At 65.6% G+C, this 17,660-nt stretch carries 20 protein-coding genes; 4 read left to right on the forward strand and 16 right to left on the reverse strand.

From position 1 onward, the window contains the following. Nucleotides 1-104: 104 nt before the first annotated feature. Nucleotides 105-1,340 carry a metal-dependent hydrolase family protein gene (locus ACGRVM_RS06765; protein ID WP_377172790.1) on the forward strand — a complete coding sequence of 412 codons (1,236 nt, stop codon included), beginning with the start codon at nucleotides 105-107 and terminating at the stop codon, nucleotides 1,338-1,340. 193 nt (nucleotides 1,341-1,533) lie between these two features. Here ACGRVM_RS06765 and ACGRVM_RS06770 read toward each other — a convergent pair whose 3' ends face one another. Beyond that, on the reverse strand, nucleotides 1,534-1,884 hold the full coding sequence (locus ACGRVM_RS06770; protein ID WP_377172789.1) for an ArsR/SmtB family transcription factor: 351 nt from the start codon (nucleotides 1,882-1,884) through the stop codon (nucleotides 1,534-1,536). 39 nt (nucleotides 1,885-1,923) lie between these two features. On the opposite strand from ACGRVM_RS06770, the gene ACGRVM_RS06775 reads away from it, so the two are divergent. Beyond that, the gene (locus ACGRVM_RS06775; protein ID WP_377172788.1) at nucleotides 1,924-3,342 is read left to right on the forward strand and encodes a pyridoxal phosphate-dependent decarboxylase family protein; all 1,419 of its coding nucleotides are present in this window, start codon (nucleotides 1,924-1,926) and stop codon (nucleotides 3,340-3,342) included. A 2-nt stretch (nucleotides 3,343-3,344) separates the two neighbouring features. Next, on the forward strand, nucleotides 3,345-3,962 hold the full coding sequence (locus ACGRVM_RS06780) for a LysE family translocator (protein WP_377172787.1): 618 nt from the start codon (nucleotides 3,345-3,347) through the stop codon (nucleotides 3,960-3,962). A 251-nt stretch (nucleotides 3,963-4,213) separates the two neighbouring features. On the opposite strand, the gene ACGRVM_RS06785 is transcribed toward ACGRVM_RS06780, so the two are convergent. The 12 genes from ACGRVM_RS06785 to ruvC form a co-directional block, all read right to left on the reverse strand. Next, entirely contained in the window at nucleotides 4,214-4,858 is a 645-nt protein-coding gene (locus tag ACGRVM_RS06785; protein ID WP_377172786.1) for an isochorismatase family protein, read from the reverse strand. Between the two features lie 17 nt (nucleotides 4,859-4,875). Next, nucleotides 4,876-6,186, reverse strand: a complete 1,311-nt coding sequence (locus ACGRVM_RS06790; protein WP_377172785.1) for a TRAP transporter large permease — start codon at nucleotides 6,184-6,186, stop codon at nucleotides 4,876-4,878. Nucleotides 6,187-6,199: 13 nt separating this feature from the next. Continuing rightward, nucleotides 6,200-6,727 carry a TRAP transporter small permease gene (locus ACGRVM_RS06795; protein ID WP_377172784.1) on the reverse strand — a complete coding sequence of 176 codons (528 nt, stop codon included), beginning with the start codon at nucleotides 6,725-6,727 and terminating at the stop codon, nucleotides 6,200-6,202. Beyond that, nucleotides 6,724-7,395, reverse strand: coding sequence for a TetR/AcrR family transcriptional regulator (locus tag ACGRVM_RS06800; protein WP_377172783.1), 672 nt, complete (start codon nucleotides 7,393-7,395; stop codon nucleotides 6,724-6,726). Before ACGRVM_RS06800 ends, ACGRVM_RS06795 begins: the two co-directional genes overlap by 4 nt. 5 nt (nucleotides 7,396-7,400) lie before the next feature. Then, entirely contained in the window at nucleotides 7,401-8,540 is a 1,140-nt protein-coding gene (locus ACGRVM_RS06805) for a C4-dicarboxylate TRAP transporter substrate-binding protein (RefSeq protein WP_377172782.1), read from the reverse strand. Between the two features lie 115 nt (nucleotides 8,541-8,655). Further along, nucleotides 8,656-9,003, reverse strand: a complete 348-nt coding sequence (locus ACGRVM_RS06810; protein WP_377172781.1) for a RidA family protein — start codon at nucleotides 9,001-9,003, stop codon at nucleotides 8,656-8,658. 27 nt (nucleotides 9,004-9,030) lie between these two features. Then, complete coding sequence (locus ACGRVM_RS06815) at nucleotides 9,031-10,047, reverse strand: ABC transporter substrate-binding protein (protein WP_377172780.1); 1,017 nt, start codon at nucleotides 10,045-10,047, stop codon at nucleotides 9,031-9,033. Further along, a complete protein-coding gene (locus tag ACGRVM_RS06820) occupies nucleotides 10,044-11,081 on the reverse strand; it encodes a LysM peptidoglycan-binding domain-containing protein (RefSeq protein WP_377172779.1) in 1,038 nt (345 codons plus the stop codon). Before ACGRVM_RS06820 ends, ACGRVM_RS06815 begins: the two co-directional genes overlap by 4 nt. Nucleotides 11,082-11,150: 69 nt before the next feature. Further along, entirely contained in the window at nucleotides 11,151-11,783 is a 633-nt protein-coding gene (locus ACGRVM_RS06825) for a hypothetical protein (RefSeq protein WP_377172778.1), read from the reverse strand. A gap of 118 nt (nucleotides 11,784-11,901) precedes the next feature. Beyond that, nucleotides 11,902-12,924: a Holliday junction branch migration DNA helicase RuvB gene (gene ruvB, locus ACGRVM_RS06830; RefSeq protein ID WP_377172777.1), complete on the reverse strand. Its 1,023-nt coding sequence runs from the start codon at nucleotides 12,922-12,924 to the stop codon at nucleotides 11,902-11,904. Between the two features lie 4 nt (nucleotides 12,925-12,928). Beyond that, the gene (ruvA, locus tag ACGRVM_RS06835) at nucleotides 12,929-13,591 is read right to left on the reverse strand and encodes a Holliday junction branch migration protein RuvA (RefSeq protein ID WP_377172776.1); all 663 of its coding nucleotides are present in this window, start codon (nucleotides 13,589-13,591) and stop codon (nucleotides 12,929-12,931) included. Beyond that, the gene (gene ruvC, locus ACGRVM_RS06840) at nucleotides 13,588-14,082 is read right to left on the reverse strand and encodes a crossover junction endodeoxyribonuclease RuvC (RefSeq protein ID WP_377172775.1); all 495 of its coding nucleotides are present in this window, start codon (nucleotides 14,080-14,082) and stop codon (nucleotides 13,588-13,590) included. Before ruvC ends, ruvA begins: the two co-directional genes overlap by 4 nt. A 385-nt stretch (nucleotides 14,083-14,467) precedes the next feature. Here ruvC and ACGRVM_RS06845 point away from each other — a divergent pair, with 385 nt between their 5' ends. Beyond that, entirely contained in the window at nucleotides 14,468-14,665 is a 198-nt protein-coding gene (locus ACGRVM_RS06845) for a DUF1127 domain-containing protein (RefSeq protein ID WP_377172774.1), read from the forward strand. 226 nt (nucleotides 14,666-14,891) lie between these two features. On the opposite strand, the gene ACGRVM_RS06850 is transcribed toward ACGRVM_RS06845, so the two are convergent. The 3 genes from ACGRVM_RS06850 to ACGRVM_RS06860 all read right to left on the reverse strand — a co-directional run bounded on the left by ACGRVM_RS06850 (nucleotide 14,892) and on the right by ACGRVM_RS06860 (nucleotide 17,480). After that, nucleotides 14,892-15,248, reverse strand: a complete 357-nt coding sequence (locus ACGRVM_RS06850; RefSeq protein ID WP_377172773.1) for a hypothetical protein — start codon at nucleotides 15,246-15,248, stop codon at nucleotides 14,892-14,894. 109 nt (nucleotides 15,249-15,357) lie between these two features. Continuing rightward, a complete protein-coding gene (locus ACGRVM_RS06855) occupies nucleotides 15,358-16,230 on the reverse strand; it encodes a 50S ribosomal protein L11 methyltransferase (RefSeq protein WP_377172772.1) in 873 nt (290 codons plus the stop codon). A gap of 17 nt (nucleotides 16,231-16,247) precedes the next feature. After that, entirely contained in the window at nucleotides 16,248-17,480 is a 1,233-nt protein-coding gene (locus ACGRVM_RS06860) for an MFS transporter (protein WP_377172771.1), read from the reverse strand. Between the last annotated feature and the right edge of the window lie 180 nt (nucleotides 17,481-17,660).

A 17,660-nucleotide genomic window follows, 5' to 3' on the forward strand; every position in this document is an offset into this window, starting at 1 on the left:
GCGGGCTTTACCCCTGCGCGCTTGTGTGCTGTTATCCAACTTACCGGCAGGGGTGTCGGCAAGTGCCGCCCGCCCCGCCAGCATATCCGCAAGGGGATTGGACCATGACGTCACTGCTGATCAAGAACGCGCGCATCGTGGATGGCACCTCGGACCGCCCCGGCGATCCGGTGGACATCGCCATCGAGGACGGGCGCTTCAAGGAGGTCGGCGCGGGCGTCACGTTCGCCGCGGAGGAGACGCTCGATCTCAGGAACGGGATCGTGATGCCGGGCCTGATCGACTGCCATGTGCATGTGATCGCCACCACGGCCAATCTCGGCCTCAACGCCGACTTGCCGAATTCCTGGATCGCGCTCAAATCGGCGCAGATGATGAAGGCGATGCTGATGCGCGGCTTCACCACCGTGCGAGATCTGGGCGGTGCGGATCGCGGATTGCAGAAGGCCCAAGAGGACGGGCTGATGGATGCGCCGCGCCTCGTGATCTGCGGCAAGGCGCTCAGCCAGACCGGCGGGCATACCGATTATCGCGGCCCGAACCAGAGCCGCGACGTGAGTTGGTACAAGGACAAGCTCGGCTCGATGGGCCGCGTTCTGGACGGGGTGGACGCGATGCGCGCCGCCTGCCGGGACGAGCTGAAGAACGGCGCGCAGTTCATCAAGATCATGGCCGATGGGGGCGTGTCGTCGCCTTCCGATCCGGTGGGATACCTCGTTTTTTCCGTGGACGAGCTGAAGGCCGCCGTCGAGGTCGCCAAGGGCTTCGGCACCTATGTCACCGGCCATCTTTATGACGACCGCGCGATCAACCGCGCGCTGGATTGCGGCTTCGAGTGCGTCGAGCACGGCAACCTGATGAGCGACGAGACCATCCAGCGCATCGCCCGCGAGGGCCAATGCGTCGTGCCCACGAACATCACCTATGACCGTCTCGCCAAGACGGGCGCGGAATACGGGCTGCCGCCCGAGTCGGTCGCCAAGATCGCGGATGTCCGCGAGGCGGGGCTCGAGCGGCTGGCCAAGATGCACGAAGCGGGCGTGACCGTCGGCTACGGCTCGGACCTTCTGGGGGGCATGCAGCCGCACCAGTCGGGCGAATTTCCCCTGCGCGGCCAGTTCATCCCCGCCGATGCCGTGATCCGCTCGGCCACCGTGGATGCGGCACGCGTGCTGCGCATGGAGGGGGAGCTGGGCAGCATCACACCGGGCGCGCATGCCGACCTGATCGCCGTCGATGGCAACCCGCTGGAGGATCTGACCCTTCTGACCGAGCAGGGCGCGCATATGCCGCTGATCCTGCAGGGCGGCGTGGCCAAGAAGAAGGCGGCTGGGCTGTAAAGCGAGTGGGTGGGCTTCGGCCCACCGAATGCTGACACTTTGAGTTACGCTGTGTCCGCTATGCGGGACGAAGCTGCCGTTCGCTGTGATTGCGCCAATGTCTGCTTACGGAAATCGGGACGTGCCAAAAACGGGCGTTACTGCCGGTTACAGAAACGTCGAATTCTGTCTGGGAGCCTTCGCCCGGCTGATGTTATCGATCCTCGGCACTTTGCGATCCCAGTGACTGACCGAGCGCGTGGATCGCAGCGTCAAGAGCTTTACGGTCTGGCTTGTAAAAAACCCAATTCTTGATCTTCTTCGACGTCACTAACCCGACAGCGGCGAGCGCTTGCATGTGAACGGTAACGGTCGGTTGGCTCAGACCGATCTTCTGCGTTATGAACCCGACGCAAACCCCGTCATCCACCAAATCGCCGTCCCGTTGCTTGGGAAAGTGCGCGCGTGGATCGACCAGCCATTCCATGATGGTTAGCCGATGCTCGTTACCGAGTGCTCGCAGAACAGCGGCCATATCGGTGTCGATTGACGGCTCATCAGTCACGGTATAGCAATATCACTATATAGATTATGGACGATACAGATGAGTAATGACACATCCGCCCGCACGGAAGCAATCGGATTTGAAACCGATACGAACCCGCTTGTTCGGTCTCTTAAACCCTTGCAGGCCGCGCATCATCGCGCGCTGTCCTACATAGAGACCGCGCACCGCCGCCCTGTAGCTCCAAAACAGGAAGCCATTGCGGGCTTGGGTGGTTTCGACGGCCCATTGCCGGAACAGGGTAACGATCCGAACGATACCATCGCTTTACTCGACCGAATTGGATCACCAGCGACCGTCACCTCGACCGGAGGACGGTTTTTCGGCTTGGTTGTCGGCGGAACGCTTCCGGCGGCTCTGGCCGCGAGGACGCTGACTTCCGCTTGGGACCAGGTCGTATTTTCGGAAGCAACCAGTCCCGTGGGGGTCCATCTGGAACAGGTAGCCTCCGCATGGCTCCTGGATTTATTGGGACTGCCCGGGGATGCCTCGGTCGGCTTCGTCACCGGCGCGACGATGGCAAATGTCACCTGCCTCGCGGCGGCCCGCCACCATCTGCTGGAACAAGCCGGATGGGATGTGGAAACAAAAGGGCTCTGGGACGCGCCGCGCTTGCGGTTCGTTGCCGGTGAACAGCTTCATGTCACTGTGAGAAAAGCCCTGTCGCTGCTGGGCTGTGGCACCGAAAGTATCGAGACAGTTCCTTGTGACGAACAGGGCCGGCTAATCCCCGACGCTCTGCCCGCGCTGGACGGCCGCACAATCATTCTGGCACAGGCGGGAAATGTGAATTCCGGGGCTTCCGACCCGATTGGCGAGATCGCTCGACGCGCGAACGCAGCCGGAGCCTGGACCCATGTAGACGGTGCATTCGGTCTCTGGGCGGCGGCCAGCGCCCGCACGCGTGACCAGCTCGACGGTTATGAGGCGGCACAATCATGGGTGGTTGACGGACACAAATGGCTCAACACTCCCTATGATTGCGGCGTCGCGATCTGTGCCCACCCGCAAGCGCTTCACGAGGCGATGCGGACGCAGGCCCCTTATCTCAAGGTCGGCGGCAGTGTCGCGCCGAAGGACATGGTGCCGGAGTTTTCCCGATCGGCGCGCGGCGTCGAAGTATGGGCGGCCCTTCACTCCCTTGGACGGGTGGGAGTTGCCGATCTGATCGACAGGTGCTGTCGCCACGCCCGCGCTCTTGCCGAAGGCCTTGAACGTTTAGGCTTCGAAATTTTGAACGATGTGGTTCTCAATCAGGTCGTCGCGACGATGCCGGAACGTGAACACGAAATGGCGGGTCTTGCCGCCCGTGTGCAGGCTTCCGGAGAGGCGTGGTTCGGTCCGACACAATGGCGGGGCCGCGCGGGCCTGAGGTTCTCAATCGCGTCGTGGGCGACAACTGACGACGACATCACGCGCACCCTTGACGCAATCGAGAGCAAGCTGGAAACATCATGAACTTGGAAATAATCGACCTTGTCGCGGCAGGCGCATTTACACTCGCCGCGATAGGACTGCTCGGCTCTCCTGGGCCTGCCATTGCCGCGCTGCTCGCTGTCGGCAAAACACACGGGCTTGGCGGCGGCCTGCGTTTTTACGGAGGTCTTCAAATTGGCTTGGCTACCGCGGCGGCCATTAGCGCTGCCGGGTTTGTCTCATTGATCGTAGCGGTTCCGGCAACGCGGGTCGTGATGATCGTGGTTGCGACGGCCTACCTGTTGTATCTGGCTTACAAGATCGCCACCGCCCCGGTCAGAGCTGAACCTTCGGATGCAGAGGCTGCTGCACCGAAAGGAGGATTTGCGCTCGCAGGCGCTGTGGTGGGGATCACTAATCCAAAGGCTTATGTCGCCTTCGCCTCGCTGATGGCTCCTGTCACGCTCGTAGCGTCTACGGCACTTGGTGATGGTATTCTGAAATGGTTGCTGGTGGTGCTGGTGATGATCGTTGTCGATATCCTCTGGCTGCTTGCTGGCGTAGCCCTCGGGAGGGCAAGTCTTCCGCCTAGTATTGAACGCGGCCTGAACTACATACTTGCCGCGATGATCGTTGCCGCAGCAGGGCTGGCGTTCCTGTAGCGGACATAAACGCATCCCCACAATTTTCGTGTCGAAAACGGTCGTTTTAGTCACTTACGGCCTGACTTCCCAAATCACAGGGAATCCTGTTGCCTCAAACCCTTGGCAAAATTCTGTTTAGTTTTTACACGTTTTTGACCGGGTCTTGAAAACCGGACATACGTGCAAAGCGCAGCATCGGGCACATTGGGCTCAAACCCGATCTTCGCCGCAAAATAGATTTGCTCTGACCGCCCCTTCCAATCACCCTCTCACGAATTCAGCCGCCCCACCTCCTCGATATACCCGATCATCTCGTCACAACTCGAGATATCCGCATATCTTCGGCCCAGATCGCGCAGGTTGTCCTTGTGCGGCTGCTCGTCATGGTCGCCCACGCAATCCTCGGGCACGATGGTGCGGTAGCCCCATTGGAAGCTGTCGATGGAGGATGCGCGGATGCAGCCGCTGGTGATGCAGCCGGTGACGATCACCGTATCGACGCTGTGCTTGGTGAAGAACGGCACGACCGGCGTCTGGAAGAAGATCGAGGGGCCGGTCTTGCAGATCTTCACGTCGTAATCCGGCTCGTAGATGCGCGGGTCGAGCTCGGTGGAGGGATGGCCGTGGATGAACTCGCGGCGGACCACGTCGATCTTCCAATGCGGCATGTCCTCCTCGTCCTTGTAGGCGGTGTAGCAATTGGCGACGGGGATGTTGTGCGCCCGCGCGACCTTCAGCAGGCGCGCGGTATTCTCGAGGCCCCGCATCACCATCGGCGCGCCGCCCAATGCGTATCGCTCCTCGGTAAAGGCCTTCTGGTAGTCGATCACGACGATGCCGGGGCGGCGCCCGCGCCCCACGGGGATCGTGCCATAGCTGCGCGTCTCGTAATCGGCGTTGGTGTAGTCGGTCATGTAACTTCCTCCCTAGATCAGTTGAAGGCCAGCGACGGCAGCCAGAGCGACATGGCCGGGATCATGATGATGAGAAAGAGCGTCACGACATCCATCGCGATGAACCAAGCGACGCCCTTGAAGACCTGCGGCAAGGTCACGAGATTTCCCAGCGCGCCCTTGATGACGTAGACGTTGAGGCCGATGGGCGGCGTGACGAGGCCGACCTCCAGAAGCTTGATCACGATGATGCCGAACCACACCAGATCGAGCCCCGCGCCCTGCACGAGCGGCAGGACCAGCGGCAGGGTCAGCAGCAAGAGGCCGATGGAATCGATCAGCATTCCCAGCACGATATAGAGCAGCGCGACGGCGAAGAGGATCCACCACACGTTGTCCGAGACCCCGAGGATGACGTCCGCGAACGCCTGGGGCAGACCGCTCAGCGCGAGGAAGCGCGTGAAGAAGACCGAGCCGACGAGGATGATGAAGATGCCCGTGGTGCTGATGGCGGTCTGGATCAGCGCATCGCGCAGCGCGGCCCAGCTGAACGAGCCGCGCAGGACCGCGATCAGGAGCGCGACGGCCGCGCCGATCGCACCCGCCTCGGTCGGGGAGAAGACACCGGCGAAGATGCCGCCCAGCACCGAGAAGATGAGCAGCGGCAGCGGCCAGATGTCCTTGATCGCCGCGATCTTCTCCTCGCGGCTGATCTCCTCCTGCACCTCGCCGGCGAGAGACGGATTCAGCTTCACGCGTGTGACGATCATCGCCATGTAGATCAGCGCCGAGACAACGCCGGGGATGAAGCCTGCAAGGAAAAGCTGGCCCACCGAGACCTGCGCATAGACCCCGTAGAGGATGAGCAGCACCGAAGGCGGGATGAGCGAGCCGAGCGTGCCGGAGGCCGCGATGGTGCCGGTGGCCAGCCCCTTCTCGTATTTCGCCTTCAGCATTTCCGGCACCGCGATGCGCGACATGGCCGCCGCCGTCGCCACGCTCGAGCCGGAGGCGGCCGCGAAGAAGGCGCAGGCCGCGACGCTCGCCACGGCGAGACCGCCCGGCAGGCGCACCAGCACGATCTTGAGCGAGGTGAAGAGGCTGCGCGTCATGTCCGTCGTGGTGCAGATATAGCCCATGAGCAGGAACATCGGCGCCGCCGTCAGCTCCCACTGGCCGACGAAATCGAAGGGCGTCGCGCTGATCATGCCCCAGGCGACATTCATCGAGATCATCGCCCCGATGCCGAAGATCGATACGAGGCCGAGCGTCAGGCCGATGGGCACCCTGAGCGCGATCATCGCCAGCGCGATCAACGTGCCGATGATGCCGATATCGAGATTGCTCATGACCGGACGTCCTTCACAGGGCCTGGCGGCGCTGGATCGCGCGCAGGAGGTTAGACAGGATCGCAAGGCACATGCCCGCGAACCCGATGGGCAGCGCCCAGCGGGCGGGCCAGATGTAGAAGAGGAAATTCGACATGATCGTTTCGGCCCGCTGGGTCGAGCGGATCGCGTCCAGACCGCTCTGCCAGGTCAGCATCCCGAAAAAGACGAGCCCCGCGAGGCAGGCGAGGACATAAAGCGCGAGCTGCGCCCAGCTCGGCATCATCTGGGCGAAGAGATCGACGCGGATATGCTCGGATTTCAGCTCGACATAGCCGAGCGGCAGGAACACGGCGAGTACGATGTAATAGAAGGACACCGTCTCGAGCGTGCCCACCATCGAGCCGTTGAAGACGTAGCGCACGATCACGTCCACGGTGATATGCGCCATCATGAGCACGAGAAAGAGGCACCCGAGCGCCAGCAGCGCGAGATTGACATAGCGGATCGCGGCGTGGAGCGCGCCGCCGTCTTCGGTCGTCTCTGCGCGTTGCTCGCTCATGGTCGCTCCTCGTCTTCGGGGCCGGGCAGCATGTTGCCCAGCGAGGTCTTCCAGAAATCCAGCATGTCCCGGAAAAGTTGCGGGTCGTCACGCCAGATGGATTGCGTCGCCATCCCGCGCAGCAGGCAGAGCGTGGTATTGAGCGCGATGCGCCGCGTGTCGCGCGCGCTGCCCGTGTCCGAGAAAAGGCTTTCCCAGATCTCGTCGAGCTGGCGGTTGTAGTCCCACGCGACCGGCACCAGCGCGTCGCGCATGGCCGGGTCGGTCCGGGCGGCGGTCAGGAATTCGATCGTCACCATGAAGAGATCGCCCGAAAAGCGCCGCCACATCTCGGCGAGAAAGCCGTCCACATCCATGCGGCCCGCGCGGATCTCGCCCGCGATCACCTCGATCTCCTCGATCTCGCGGGTCAGCAGGTGGCGCAGCGCCTCCTGCATCAGGAACTGGCGGCTGGGATAATGGTGGAGCAAGGCCCCGCGCGAGACGCCCGCGGCCTCGGCGATATCGACGGTCGAGGCCTCTTTCAGACCCTTGGCGAGGATCAGCTCGATCGTGACCGTGAGGATTTTCAATTGCGTCGCCGCAGAGCGTTCGGCCTGCGTGCGGCGGCGCGGCGCGGACCCCGCCGCCGGGCGGTGTCCGGCGCCGCGCGGGGCGGCGCCGTCCATGTCCATCACTCGACGCCGTAGGTGGCAGGGTCGATATCGGCGTAGATCTCGCGCATGGCGATCTCGGCCAGCGCATCGGGATCGGTGCGGTCGACATCGGCCAGAAGCTTCTCCCACTTGTCCCAGGTCGCCCGGAAATCGTCGATCACTTCCTTGCCGTTGCTCAGCCCGTATTTCTCCTCGGCGGTCTTGTAGACATCGGCCAGCGCCTTCTCGCGGTAGTCGATGATGGACTGCATGAGGTCTTCCTCGGGCTCGTAGACCGTATGACCCTTTTCCTGCGCTTCGGTCAGCGCATCCTCTGCGCGCTGGATGTAATTGACGTTCATCCGCGCCATCCCGAGGGCGGAGGCATCCATCATGACCTTGCGCTGCTCGGGCGTGAGCGAGGCCCAGAAGCCCGGGTTCACGCCCCATTGCGGCCCGGACCAGTACATGCCGGTCGGCAGAAGCGTCGTGTGCTCGGCCACTTCCCAGAGCGAGCGGTCGATGAGATCGTTGCCCGCGTTCGATGCGCAATCGAGCGTGCCGCGCTCGAGGCCGGTATACATCTCGGAGGAGGGAACGTTGACGGGAATGCCTCCCGCCGCCTCGACCCAGAGCGAGACCGTGGATCCCGCCGTCCGAATACGCTTGCCCTTGAGTTCGGCGAGGTTGCGAATGGGCTCGCGGCAGAAGAGCAGATAGGGCGGCGTGGCATATGCCCCGAGATAGACGACCCCCTTGTCCTTCCACTCGGCGAGCTGCGTCTCGTTATGCATGCTGAAATCGGCGACGGCGAAGATCGCGACCAGCGGGTCGGAGTAGTTGAAGCCCAGCTCCTGCACGGCATTGGCGACGGGCAGCTCGGAGGGCGTGTAGACGGCGGCATGGTGCGCGACCTGAACCACGTTGTCGCGGATGCCCTGAAGATTGGCGCGCGGCGCCAGCAGAACCGAGCCGGTGAAGACTTCGGGCACCAGCTCGCCGCCCGACATCTCCTTCACGTTCTCGGCCCAATCGACATAGCCCCATTTGGTGAAGGGCGTCTCGGAGCCGTAGAAGGAATTGGCGATGAAGTTGATCTCGGCGCTCGCGGCCAGCGGCGCCAGTGTGGTGGCACCGGCAAGCGCGGCACCCTTAATGATGTAGCGAATCGTTTTCATCCTGATCTCCCTGTTGGAAGGCGTGCACCAAACGGCATGGGCCGCGCGCCACCCTCATGAGGTCAAGACTGCGCTCCAAGGCAACAAACCGTCAAGACTGTTTGTAAATGAAATTTCAGAGCAGCGCGGCCGTCGCGACGATCTCGATCAATGTGCCATCGGCGCGCACGCGCGCCTCGCAGGTGGCGCGCGCGGGTGGGTTTTCGGTGTCGAGCCACGCCTCGTAGATCCGGTTCATGGCGTCGAAATCGGCCAGGTCCGCCAGCCAGATCTCCATCTTGATGATATGCGTCTTGGCCGATCCGGCCTGCTCCAGCAGCGCCTCGACCTTGGCGAGACACTCGCGCGTCTGCGCCTCGAGATCGCCCTCGGGCGCGCCGATCTGGCCCGAGAGCCAGACGATGCCGCCATGGCTGACGGCCTGACTCATGCGCGGGCCGGGCGCGATGCGGGTGGGTTTCATAAGTACTCCTCTCATTCGAGGCGCGTCTCAGCGCAGCCGTTCGGCCAGTCGGCGCATGTGCTGCGCCACGATATCGTCCCGCTGCCCCGACGCGCGAAGCCGCTCCAGCCCCGCATTCAGCCGCCAGATGAGGGTCGTGCCGCGCCAGTTGCCGCGCGGCACGGCGGCGCGCAGCGTCTCGCGCGAGAGCGGCGGCTCGAGCGGCGCGACGCGGCCCTGAAGCCCCATCGCGGCGATGCGTGCGGCGCCGAGATAGAGATCGAGGCCCGCCGCGTCCGCCGCGCCTTCGACCACCATCTCGAGACAGGCCTCGGCGCTCGGCGCGCGCAGGAGCGTGATACGCCCCTCGCTGATCCAGCGCCGGCCGGCGCGGTCAAGATCATCGACCGGCGCACCCTCGGGCCGGCAGATGCGCCGCCCGTCGATCTCCTCCGCTCCGACCTGAGCGAGCGCGCCTCCGGTCGCCGCGAAGAGCATCATCGGCAACTCGAAGACCGGATCGGAAAAATGCCACGCATCGCAAATCTCGCGCGCGCCCTCGGCGCTGCAATCGGGCGCGATCACCGGAAAGCGGATGTCGCCCGCGCCGTCCAGCGCGCCCGCCCCCGCCTCCGCCCACCGCATGCGGTGGCTCAGCGGATCGGGCGCCACCGCGAGCGCCGAGACGAGGAGTGCCGTCCCCATGCCGCCACCCGGCCAAGTGCGGTCCGCGAGCGGGCCATGCCCGTCCGCGACGACGAGGGTGATATCCGCCTCTCCCGGTTCCAGCACCTTGGGCGAGGCGGGCGCCGCGCCCGGCGGGCAGGGAATGTAAAGCTCGGTGCCCGCCGCGATCTCGGCGGCGCCGTCCGTCGGCGGCAAGGCGGCGAGATTGGCGTAGTAGAGCGGCGCCCAGTCCGCGCCGGCGCCGAAATGGCGCGCGGCGACGCTCTCGAGCGTGTCGCCCGCCTGCACACGGTACGTCGCGCCGCAAGGCCCCTCCGCCAGCGCCGGGACGGCGGCCCACGCGGCGAGCAGCGCGAGGACCGTGCCGCGCGCGCTCAATGCCCTGCCCCCCAGAACCGTCCCAGATGCGCATCGAGGATCTGCTGATAGCGGCCATCCGTACGGATACGGTCAAGACCGGCATCGAAGGCCGCTATCAACCCCTCCGCGCCGGGAGCGCCGCGTGCCGCGACGAGGTGCAGACGCTCGATCGACAGGGGCCGGTCCGTCAGCGCGGAGACTTGCCCAGCCAGCCCGGCCTCGCGCAGCGCCGCGCGGCCCGAAAATTCATCGACCGCGACGGCATCCACTTCGCCCTGCAAGAGGTGGCGAAAACAGGCGGCGAGCGAGCCGGGTTGGCGCAGGACGATGCGCCCCTCCGCGATCCAGCGCCGGTCCGGGCGGTCGAGATCATGCGTGCCGAAGCCGCGCGGGCGGCAAAGCACCATTCCACCCGGCTCGCCGCGAAAGCGTTCGGCCTCTCCCTCGCGCACGAAAAGCACCATCAGCATCTCGAAAAGCGGCTTGGAAAAGAGGAAATCCGCGCAGATCGCCGCGCCCGGATCCGCATTGCAATCGGGGCGCGTCCAGCCGAGGCCGAGATCCATCAGCCCCCCGGAGAGGAGCGGGTCAAGATGCGCGGCGCGGTCCTCGATCCAGATTATGTCCGCCGCCCGATCGGGCGCGCCCGCGCCGAGCGCGCTCAGCGCGATCTCGGTCAGCATGCCGCCGCCGGGCAGATCGCGCCCGGTGAAGGGCGCGAAATCGCCCGCGCCCAGAAGGGAAATCGCGCCGTCCCCGGCGGGCGCGGCGCGCGGGGCCTCTCCGGCGCAGGGCAGGACCAGCGTCATGCCCACCGCGATATCCGCGCCGCCGCCCAGCTCCGGATTGGCCGCGTCGATCTGCGACCAGCGGCTCGCCTCGCCGTAGACCCGCTCGGCGATGAGCGAGAGCGTATCGCCCGGACGCACCTCGTAGAGCGCATCCCCGCCCGCGCAGAGATCCGCCGCGCCCTCGGCGCGCGCGGCCCCGCTCCACGTCAGAAGCGCGGCGGCGATCAGCAGCCGGCACATGCCATGACTGGTATGGCGCATGAAATCCCCCCCAAGATATGGAGATTTAACGCGCGAAGTGCGGCAGCGGCAAGCCCTTTGCGCCTCCCGTTACGAGCTGCGCACGGCCATCCGCGCCGAGAGACGCAGCGCATGGGCGGGATCGCTGGCCGCGCGCGGCAGGACCGGGTCATAGGCGGCCCGCACGAGTTGCCCGATCTCGACGCGGAGCATCGCCCCCTCCTGCCCCGGCAGCAGCGCGAGCGGGGAGCGCTCCTGAAAGGCCGTGTCGGACCACAGAAGGATCGTCTGCACCGCCTGGCTCAGCGCCAGCGTTTCGGCGGGCACGTCGCTCAGATGCGCGTCCATGCGCAGAAAGACGAAGGCCGCCTTGATCGCGCCATCGGGCTCGAAGCGGAAAACGCGGTACTGATTGGCCTCCGCCGCCACGAGACGCGCGACCAGAGGCTCGAGATCGGGGATCATCCGCCCCAGATCGGGCAGCTCCAGCAGCTCTTCCCATTCGCGGAAGAAGAAGACCATGAGGTTCGCGCCCAGCTCGGGGTCGGTCTCGACCATTTCGTGACCGGCCATCTGCGCTACCGCCTCGAAGGCGCCCTTGACGACCGAGAGCGTCGCGTCGTCGACGCCGAACACCACCGGCGTGATGGGCCGCCCCCAGCGCGCGCAAAGATAGCTGCCGTCCGACCGGGTGAAATGCGCTTCGATCTCTTCGGGTGTCATTACTGCCTCCGGCCTCGATCCGGCGCCGTTCTAGCCCAGCCTTCGCGCGCCCGGAACCCTCGCCGGCGGGGCGATCGGGTATTTTTACCAAGAAAAAGCCCCGGCCCGCGCGGTACGTTCAGAAGAGATCGCCCTGTCCGGGCGCGCGCGGCGGCGCGAGGCCCAGATGCGACCAAGCGCCTTGCGTCAGCATCCGCCCGCGCGGTGTCCGCTGGATGAGGCCGCGCTGAAGCAGATAGGGCTCGATTACCTCTTCGAGCGCATCGCGCGATTCCGACAGCGCCGCGCTCAGCGTCTCGATACCGACGGGGCCGCCCTGATAGGCCTCGGCGATGAGCGTGAGATAGCGCCGGTCGGCGGCATCGAGGCCCAGGTGATCGACGCCGAGCCGGGTCAGCGCGCTGTCGGCCAGATCGCGGGTGATCGTGCCGTCGCCGTCGATGAGCGCGAAATCCACCACGCGCCTGAGAAGCCGCCCCGCGATGCGCGGCGTGCCGCGCGCGCGGCGCGCGATCTCGCGGGCGCCGTCCGGCACGCAGGGGATGTTCAGCAGCTTGGCATTGCGCGCGACGATCTCGTGCAATTCGTCCTCGGTGTAGAATTGCAGCCGCGTCGGAATGCCGAAGCGGTCGCGCAGCGGCGTCGTCAAAAGGCCGAGCCGCGTTGTGGCCCCAACCAGCGTGAAGGGCTGAAGCTCGATCCGGACGGTGCGCGCGGCGGGGCCTTCGCCGATGACGAGATCGAGCTCGAAATCCTCGAGCGCGGGATAGAGCACTTCCTCGACCGCCGGGTTGAGGCGGTGGATCTCGTCGATGAACAGAACGTCACGCGCCTCGAGATTGGTGAGGATCGCGGCAAGATCGCCCGCCTTGGCGAGCACCGGCCCCGAGGTCATGCGAAAGCCCACACCCAGCTCGCGCGCCATGATCTGCGCGAGCGTCGTCTTGCCGAGGCCGGGCGGCCCATGAAAGAGCGTGTGGTCCATCGCCTCGCCGCGCTGTCGCGCGGAGGCGATGAAGACGCGCAGGTTGGCGCGCGCCTCGGCCTGTCCGATGAATTCGCCCAGCGCCTGCGGGCGCAGGCTGCGGCCCTCGTCCTCGGCCAGTTTCTCGGGGCGCAATGTGGGGTCGGGCTCGCTCATCCGCTCAGCCCTTGGGTGCCAGCAGCTTCAGAGCGGCGCGGATGAGATCGGCGGTGCCCGCGCCTTCGCTCTCGCCTGCCGCCTGCGCGACGGCGCCCGCTGCCTCGCCCGGCGCGTAGCCCAGATTGGTGAGCGCCGAGAGCGCCTCGGCCTGCGGGCCGGGGCCCGCGGGCGCGGGCGTGGCCGCGGCGGGGGCGGCGGCCTCGATCACCTCGCCGTCCATCTCGGCGGGCGTGGGCGCGGGGCCGGCGCCCATCGCCATCACCTCGGGCGCCTTGTCCTTCAGCTCGTTCACGACGCGCTGCGCCGTCTTGGGGCCGATGCCCCTGGCTGCCTTGACCGCATTCCAGTCCCCGAGCGCGATGGCCCGCCCGATGCCGTCGGGCCCGAGCGCGCCGAGGATGGCGAGCGACGCCTTGGCGCCGACACCCTGAACGCTCATCAACAGGCGATGCCATTCCTTCTCGACCAGCGTGGTGAAGCCGAAAAGCTGAAGGATGTCCTCGCGCACCAGAAGGTCGGTGTAGAGCGCCGCATGCTCGCCCACGCGCGGCAGCGCCTGCATCGTGCGCTCCGAGCAGAAGACGAGATAGCCCACCCCGCGCACGTCGATCAGAACGTGATCGGCGGCGCGATAGTCGATGCGGCCCGCGATGCGCCCGATCATGCCAGCGCCTTCTCGATGCGGGTGCGGCTGGTGGCGTGATGCGCGTGGCATATCGCGATGGCCAATGCGTCGGCCGCGTCGGGGCCGGTCAGCACAGCGCCCGGAAGCTGCATCTTCACCATATGCGCGATCTGGTCCTTGCTCGCGTGGCCGACACCGACCACCGTCTTCTTGACCTTGTTGGGTGCGTATTCGCCCACCTCGATCCCGAACTCGGCGGGGGCGAGCACCGCGATGCCGCGCGCCTGCCCGAGCTTGAGGGTGCCCGCGCCGTCCTTGTTCACGAAGGTCTGCTCGACCGCCGCCGTGTCGGGCACATAGAGCCTGAGGATTTCGCGCAATTGCTCGAAAAGAGACAGAAGGCGGCGCGGCATGTCCTCTCCGATGGAGTGCAAGGTGCCGTTGGCGACATGGCTCAGCCGGCTGCCGTCCACGTCGATGACGCCCCAGCCGAGGTTTCGAAGCCCCGGATCGATTCCAAGAACCCGCATGATATCCTGCCCCTGCCTGCCGTGCCTCTGCGGCGTGTCGCTGCCGCCTTCTGGCGGGTTTTCCGAGCCATAGCACGAAACGGGAACGCGGGCCAAGCGTTTTGGGCGGGATGCCGCTCCGGCGGGTCCCGGCATCACGCGGATGCTGCGCCGCAGCACCATTTCACGCGAAAGTCGTCGATCCGTCACCGAACCTTTGCAACAAGGGGCTAGGAAGCGCCCATGGACCTATGCGCGGAGCGCATGGGGACTATGCAAGAGCCGATATTGCCAGAGGAGACGGGCGTCTCTATCTGCAGCGCAGCATCCGGGGCCATACGGCTTCGGGCACCAGTCACAAGATCCGCGCAATATGCGGGGTCACATAATTCTTGAGGAAATCGACATGTCCGTCATCGACACCACCCGCGCCACCCATCTCGGCACCAACGCGTTCGGCCTCGGCGTCGCCCGCCTCGTCGCCGGCTTCACCGCATGGAACGACGCCCGCATCACCCGCAAGGCCCTGTCGGCCCTGTCGGACCGCGAGCTGGAAGACATCGGCCTGACCCGCGGCGACGTCGCGAATTTCAAGCTGCGCTGAGGCACAGCCCGCACGAAAGGCTTCTGAACGAAGCCCGGTCGCGCGTCCTTGGAAGAGGGCGCGCTTTTTCTTACCGGATGCGCGCGTTTCGATAGAAAAACCCCCGCGCCGTGCTGGCCGGGGGGCTTTTCGAGAGAGAAACCAAAGCACTCGTTACGAATGAGAGAAACGCGGAGGGATTGCGGCTGCGCGGGCGGGGTTCCGCCGCGCGCGCCCGGATGATGCCTCAGATCAGCGGGGCGATCTGCTGCGCGATCAGGCGCGTGAAGGGATCGATCTGCATGAGCCATGCGCCCGCCTGCTCGACGGCGGTGCCGGCGGCGAGTTCGGCCGCGCGCGCCTGATAGCTCGGCTCGCCCAAATTGAGCAGAACGAGAACCTTGAAGGCGAAGAAGGCCGCGATGGTCAGCGCGATGCCCCGCAGCGGAAGTCCCCGGCGGCGCGGACGCGGGCGGAAGACGATCAGCCCGTCACGTCCGACGGTCGCGTTGTAGCCGCGCGCCATGCGGGTGTGGGACTTGCGGAGCTTCTTGAGACGGGCGTTGAACCCGTCCTGAGAATTGAATTGCGAAGTGCTCGACATTGGCAGCATCCAAGTTTTCCGGCCCCCGCCAGATCACATGGTCAAACTAGGGGCGAATTGTGGCAATTCTGGGGCAACCGCCTCATTTCCGCTGTTATTGAGCGCCTTTTCAGACAATTTTCTGCAAGGTGAGCGTTGTCCAGTCACCAATGACCTCGCGGTGCACAAGACTGTTTCCGCAGCGCTGATAAACCTCGATCACCTCCTCCGCCTGCTCGTTCAGGATGCCCGAGAGAATCGCATGGCCGCCCGGCGCCATCGCCGCTGTCATCCCGGGGGCGAGGTCGATCAGCGGGCCCTTGAGGATATTGGCGAAGACCAGATCGAACGGCGCCGCCGCCGCGAGATCGGGATGGTCGAGCCCGGTGGCCACGATGCAGCGCACCCGCCCCTCGAGATCGTTCGCCGCGACATTGACCCGCGCCACGTCCACTGCCACCGGATCGATATCGCTGGCCAGCATGGTGCCCGGCCAGACGCGCGCGGCGCCCATGGCAAGCACCGCCGTGCCGCATCCGATATCGACGACCGAGCGGTGCGGCGCGCCCGCCTCGGCCAGACGGTCGAGCGCGCGCAGGCATCCCTGGGTGGTGCCGTGATGCCCGGTGCCGAAGGCCATCGCGGCCTCGATGAGGAGCGGCTCGGCCTTTTCGGGTACCTTGTCGGCATCATGACTGCCGTAGACGAAGAAGCGGCCCGCGACGACAGGCGTCAGCTCGCGCTTCACATGGGCGACCCAGTCGGTTTCCGGCACTTCGGAGATGGCGAAGGGACGCGCGCCATGCACCTCGGCCAGAAGCGCGAGGCCGATCACATCGGGCGCCTCCTCGAAATAACCGCCGACCTCCCAGGTGCCGCTGCCATCCTCGACCTCGAACGTGCCGACTCCCATCGGCGCGGGATCGAGATCGTCGAGCGCATCGGCAAGGGCCTCGGCGCTGGTCTGTCCGGTGAGGGTGGTGAGGGCGGTATAGGTCGGCATGGGGGCCTCTCGGTGGGTTATTCGGCCGGCGCCGCCACGAGCCGCGTCAGCACCGTCTCGTGTCCGGGCGCGGGATGGCGCGGGATCAGGAGCGCCAATAGCAGCGATATGCCCGCCATGCCAGCGGCCAGCCCGAAGACCGCCGCGGGCGAGATCAGCCAGAGCGCGCCCAGAAGCGCGGGCAGGAACACCGCCGCGATGTGGTTGATCGTGAAGGCGACGGCGGCGGTGGGCGCGATATCGCCCGGATCGGCGATCTTCTGGAAATAGGTCTTGAGCGCCAGCGCGAGCGCGAAAAGGATGTGATCCACAACATAGAGCGTCGCGGCCAGCACCACGCCCCAGCCGAACATGTAGATGCCGCCATAGGCGAGAAAGACCATCATCAGCCCGGCATATTCGAAAATCAGGGTGCGCCGCTCGCCATAGCGCGACACGGCGGCGCCCATCATCGGCGCGAAGATCATGTTCGCCACGAGATTGATGAGAAAGAGCGCGGTCACCTCGTGCACGGCGAAGCCGAACTTCTCGACCATCATGAACCCCGCGAAGACGACGAAGATCTGACGCCGCGCGCCCGACATGAATTGCAGCGCGTAATAGAGCCAGTAGCGCTTGCGCAGGATCATCTTCTTGATCTGCGGATTGGGGGCCTCGAACTGCGGATAGGCGACGAGCGCGAAGAGCGCGATGGCCGCCGTGATCCCGCCAGAGAGCATGTAGACAATCGTATAGGTCAGGCCCAGCGGCTCCCAGAGCAGTACGATGAGGCCATAGCAGACGAGCGTCGCACCCGAGCCCGCCGCCAGCAGCCAGCCCAGCATCTGCGGCGCGCGCAGCCGGTCGAGCCATTGCAGTTGCAGCGACTGGTTCACCGTCTCGTAATAGTGAAAGCCGATGGAGCTGAGCATCGTGACGGTCAGGATGCCGCCCATCGTCGGAAAATGGGCCGTGATCGCGGTGGCGACGCCCAGAAGGATCAGCGAGACGAGCGCCAACACCTGCTCGCGCATGAAGATGATGATGGCGATAACCCCGATGGCGAAAAAGCCCGGTATCTCGCGCACCGTGTGCAGCCAGCCGATATCCTGGCCGTCGAACTGCGCGACCTCGACCACGAAGTTGTTGAGCAGCGCCGACCATGTCGCGAAGGCGATCGGCATCGCCGCCGCCATGAGGAAGAGGAGCGTGATCGGACGCCGCCAGAAGGGCAGGTCACGGGCATCGGCAAGGCGAACGAGGCGTGTCATGAAAGGGGTTTACGCCCGGCCGCGTGGCTTGGCGAGGGGAATATGCAAGCGCTGGGGAGGTCGCGGCGCGGTGCGGGCCGGGATGGCACTCCGGGGATAATCGCCTAGAGTGCCATGGGGCGGCGGCCGGACGCGCTCAGGCGCCGGGCCGGTGCATGCGGCCGGGATACCCGAAAGGAC

It is taken from the genome of Roseovarius aquimarinus (assembly GCF_043661195.1).
GTDB lineage: Bacteria > Pseudomonadota > Alphaproteobacteria > Rhodobacterales > Rhodobacteraceae > Roseovarius > Roseovarius aquimarinus.

Bases quoted from the DNA above. Each gene is read 5' to 3' on its own strand.
- ruvC (WP_377172775.1), bottom strand. From the start codon at position 14,082: ATGCGGGTTCTTGGAATCGATCCGGGGCTTCGAAACCTCGGCTGGGGC.
- ACGRVM_RS06800 (WP_377172783.1), bottom strand. From the start codon at position 7,395: ATGGACGGCGCCGCCCCGCGCGGCGCCGGACACCGCCCGGCGGCGGGG.
- ACGRVM_RS06820 (WP_377172779.1), bottom strand. From the start codon at position 11,081: ATGCGCCATACCAGTCATGGCATGTGCCGGCTGCTGATCGCCGCCGCG.
- ACGRVM_RS06775 (WP_377172788.1), top strand. From the start codon at position 1,924: ATGAGTAATGACACATCCGCCCGCACGGAAGCAATCGGATTTGAAACC.
- ACGRVM_RS06810 (WP_377172781.1), bottom strand. From the start codon at position 9,003: ATGAAACCCACCCGCATCGCGCCCGGCCCGCGCATGAGTCAGGCCGTC.
- ACGRVM_RS06850 (WP_377172773.1), bottom strand. From the start codon at position 15,248: ATGTCGAGCACTTCGCAATTCAATTCTCAGGACGGGTTCAACGCCCGT.
- ACGRVM_RS06805 (WP_377172782.1), bottom strand. From the start codon at position 8,540: ATGAAAACGATTCGCTACATCATTAAGGGTGCCGCGCTTGCCGGTGCC.
- ACGRVM_RS06845 (WP_377172774.1), top strand. From the start codon at position 14,468: ATGTCCGTCATCGACACCACCCGCGCCACCCATCTCGGCACCAACGCG.
- ACGRVM_RS06795 (WP_377172784.1), bottom strand. From the start codon at position 6,727: ATGAGCGAGCAACGCGCAGAGACGACCGAAGACGGCGGCGCGCTCCAC.
- ACGRVM_RS06825 (WP_377172778.1), bottom strand. From the start codon at position 11,783: ATGACACCCGAAGAGATCGAAGCGCATTTCACCCGGTCGGACGGCAGC.
- ruvB (WP_377172777.1), bottom strand. From the start codon at position 12,924: ATGAGCGAGCCCGACCCCACATTGCGCCCCGAGAAACTGGCCGAGGAC.
- ruvA (WP_377172776.1), bottom strand. From the start codon at position 13,591: ATGATCGGGCGCATCGCGGGCCGCATCGACTATCGCGCCGCCGATCAC.
- ACGRVM_RS06855 (WP_377172772.1), bottom strand. From the start codon at position 16,230: ATGCCGACCTATACCGCCCTCACCACCCTCACCGGACAGACCAGCGCC.
- ACGRVM_RS06785 (WP_377172786.1), bottom strand. From the start codon at position 4,858: ATGACCGACTACACCAACGCCGATTACGAGACGCGCAGCTATGGCACG.
- ACGRVM_RS06765 (WP_377172790.1), top strand. From the start codon at position 105: ATGACGTCACTGCTGATCAAGAACGCGCGCATCGTGGATGGCACCTCG.
- ACGRVM_RS06790 (WP_377172785.1), bottom strand. From the start codon at position 6,186: ATGAGCAATCTCGATATCGGCATCATCGGCACGTTGATCGCGCTGGCG.
- ACGRVM_RS06860 (WP_377172771.1), bottom strand. From the start codon at position 17,480: ATGACACGCCTCGTTCGCCTTGCCGATGCCCGTGACCTGCCCTTCTGG.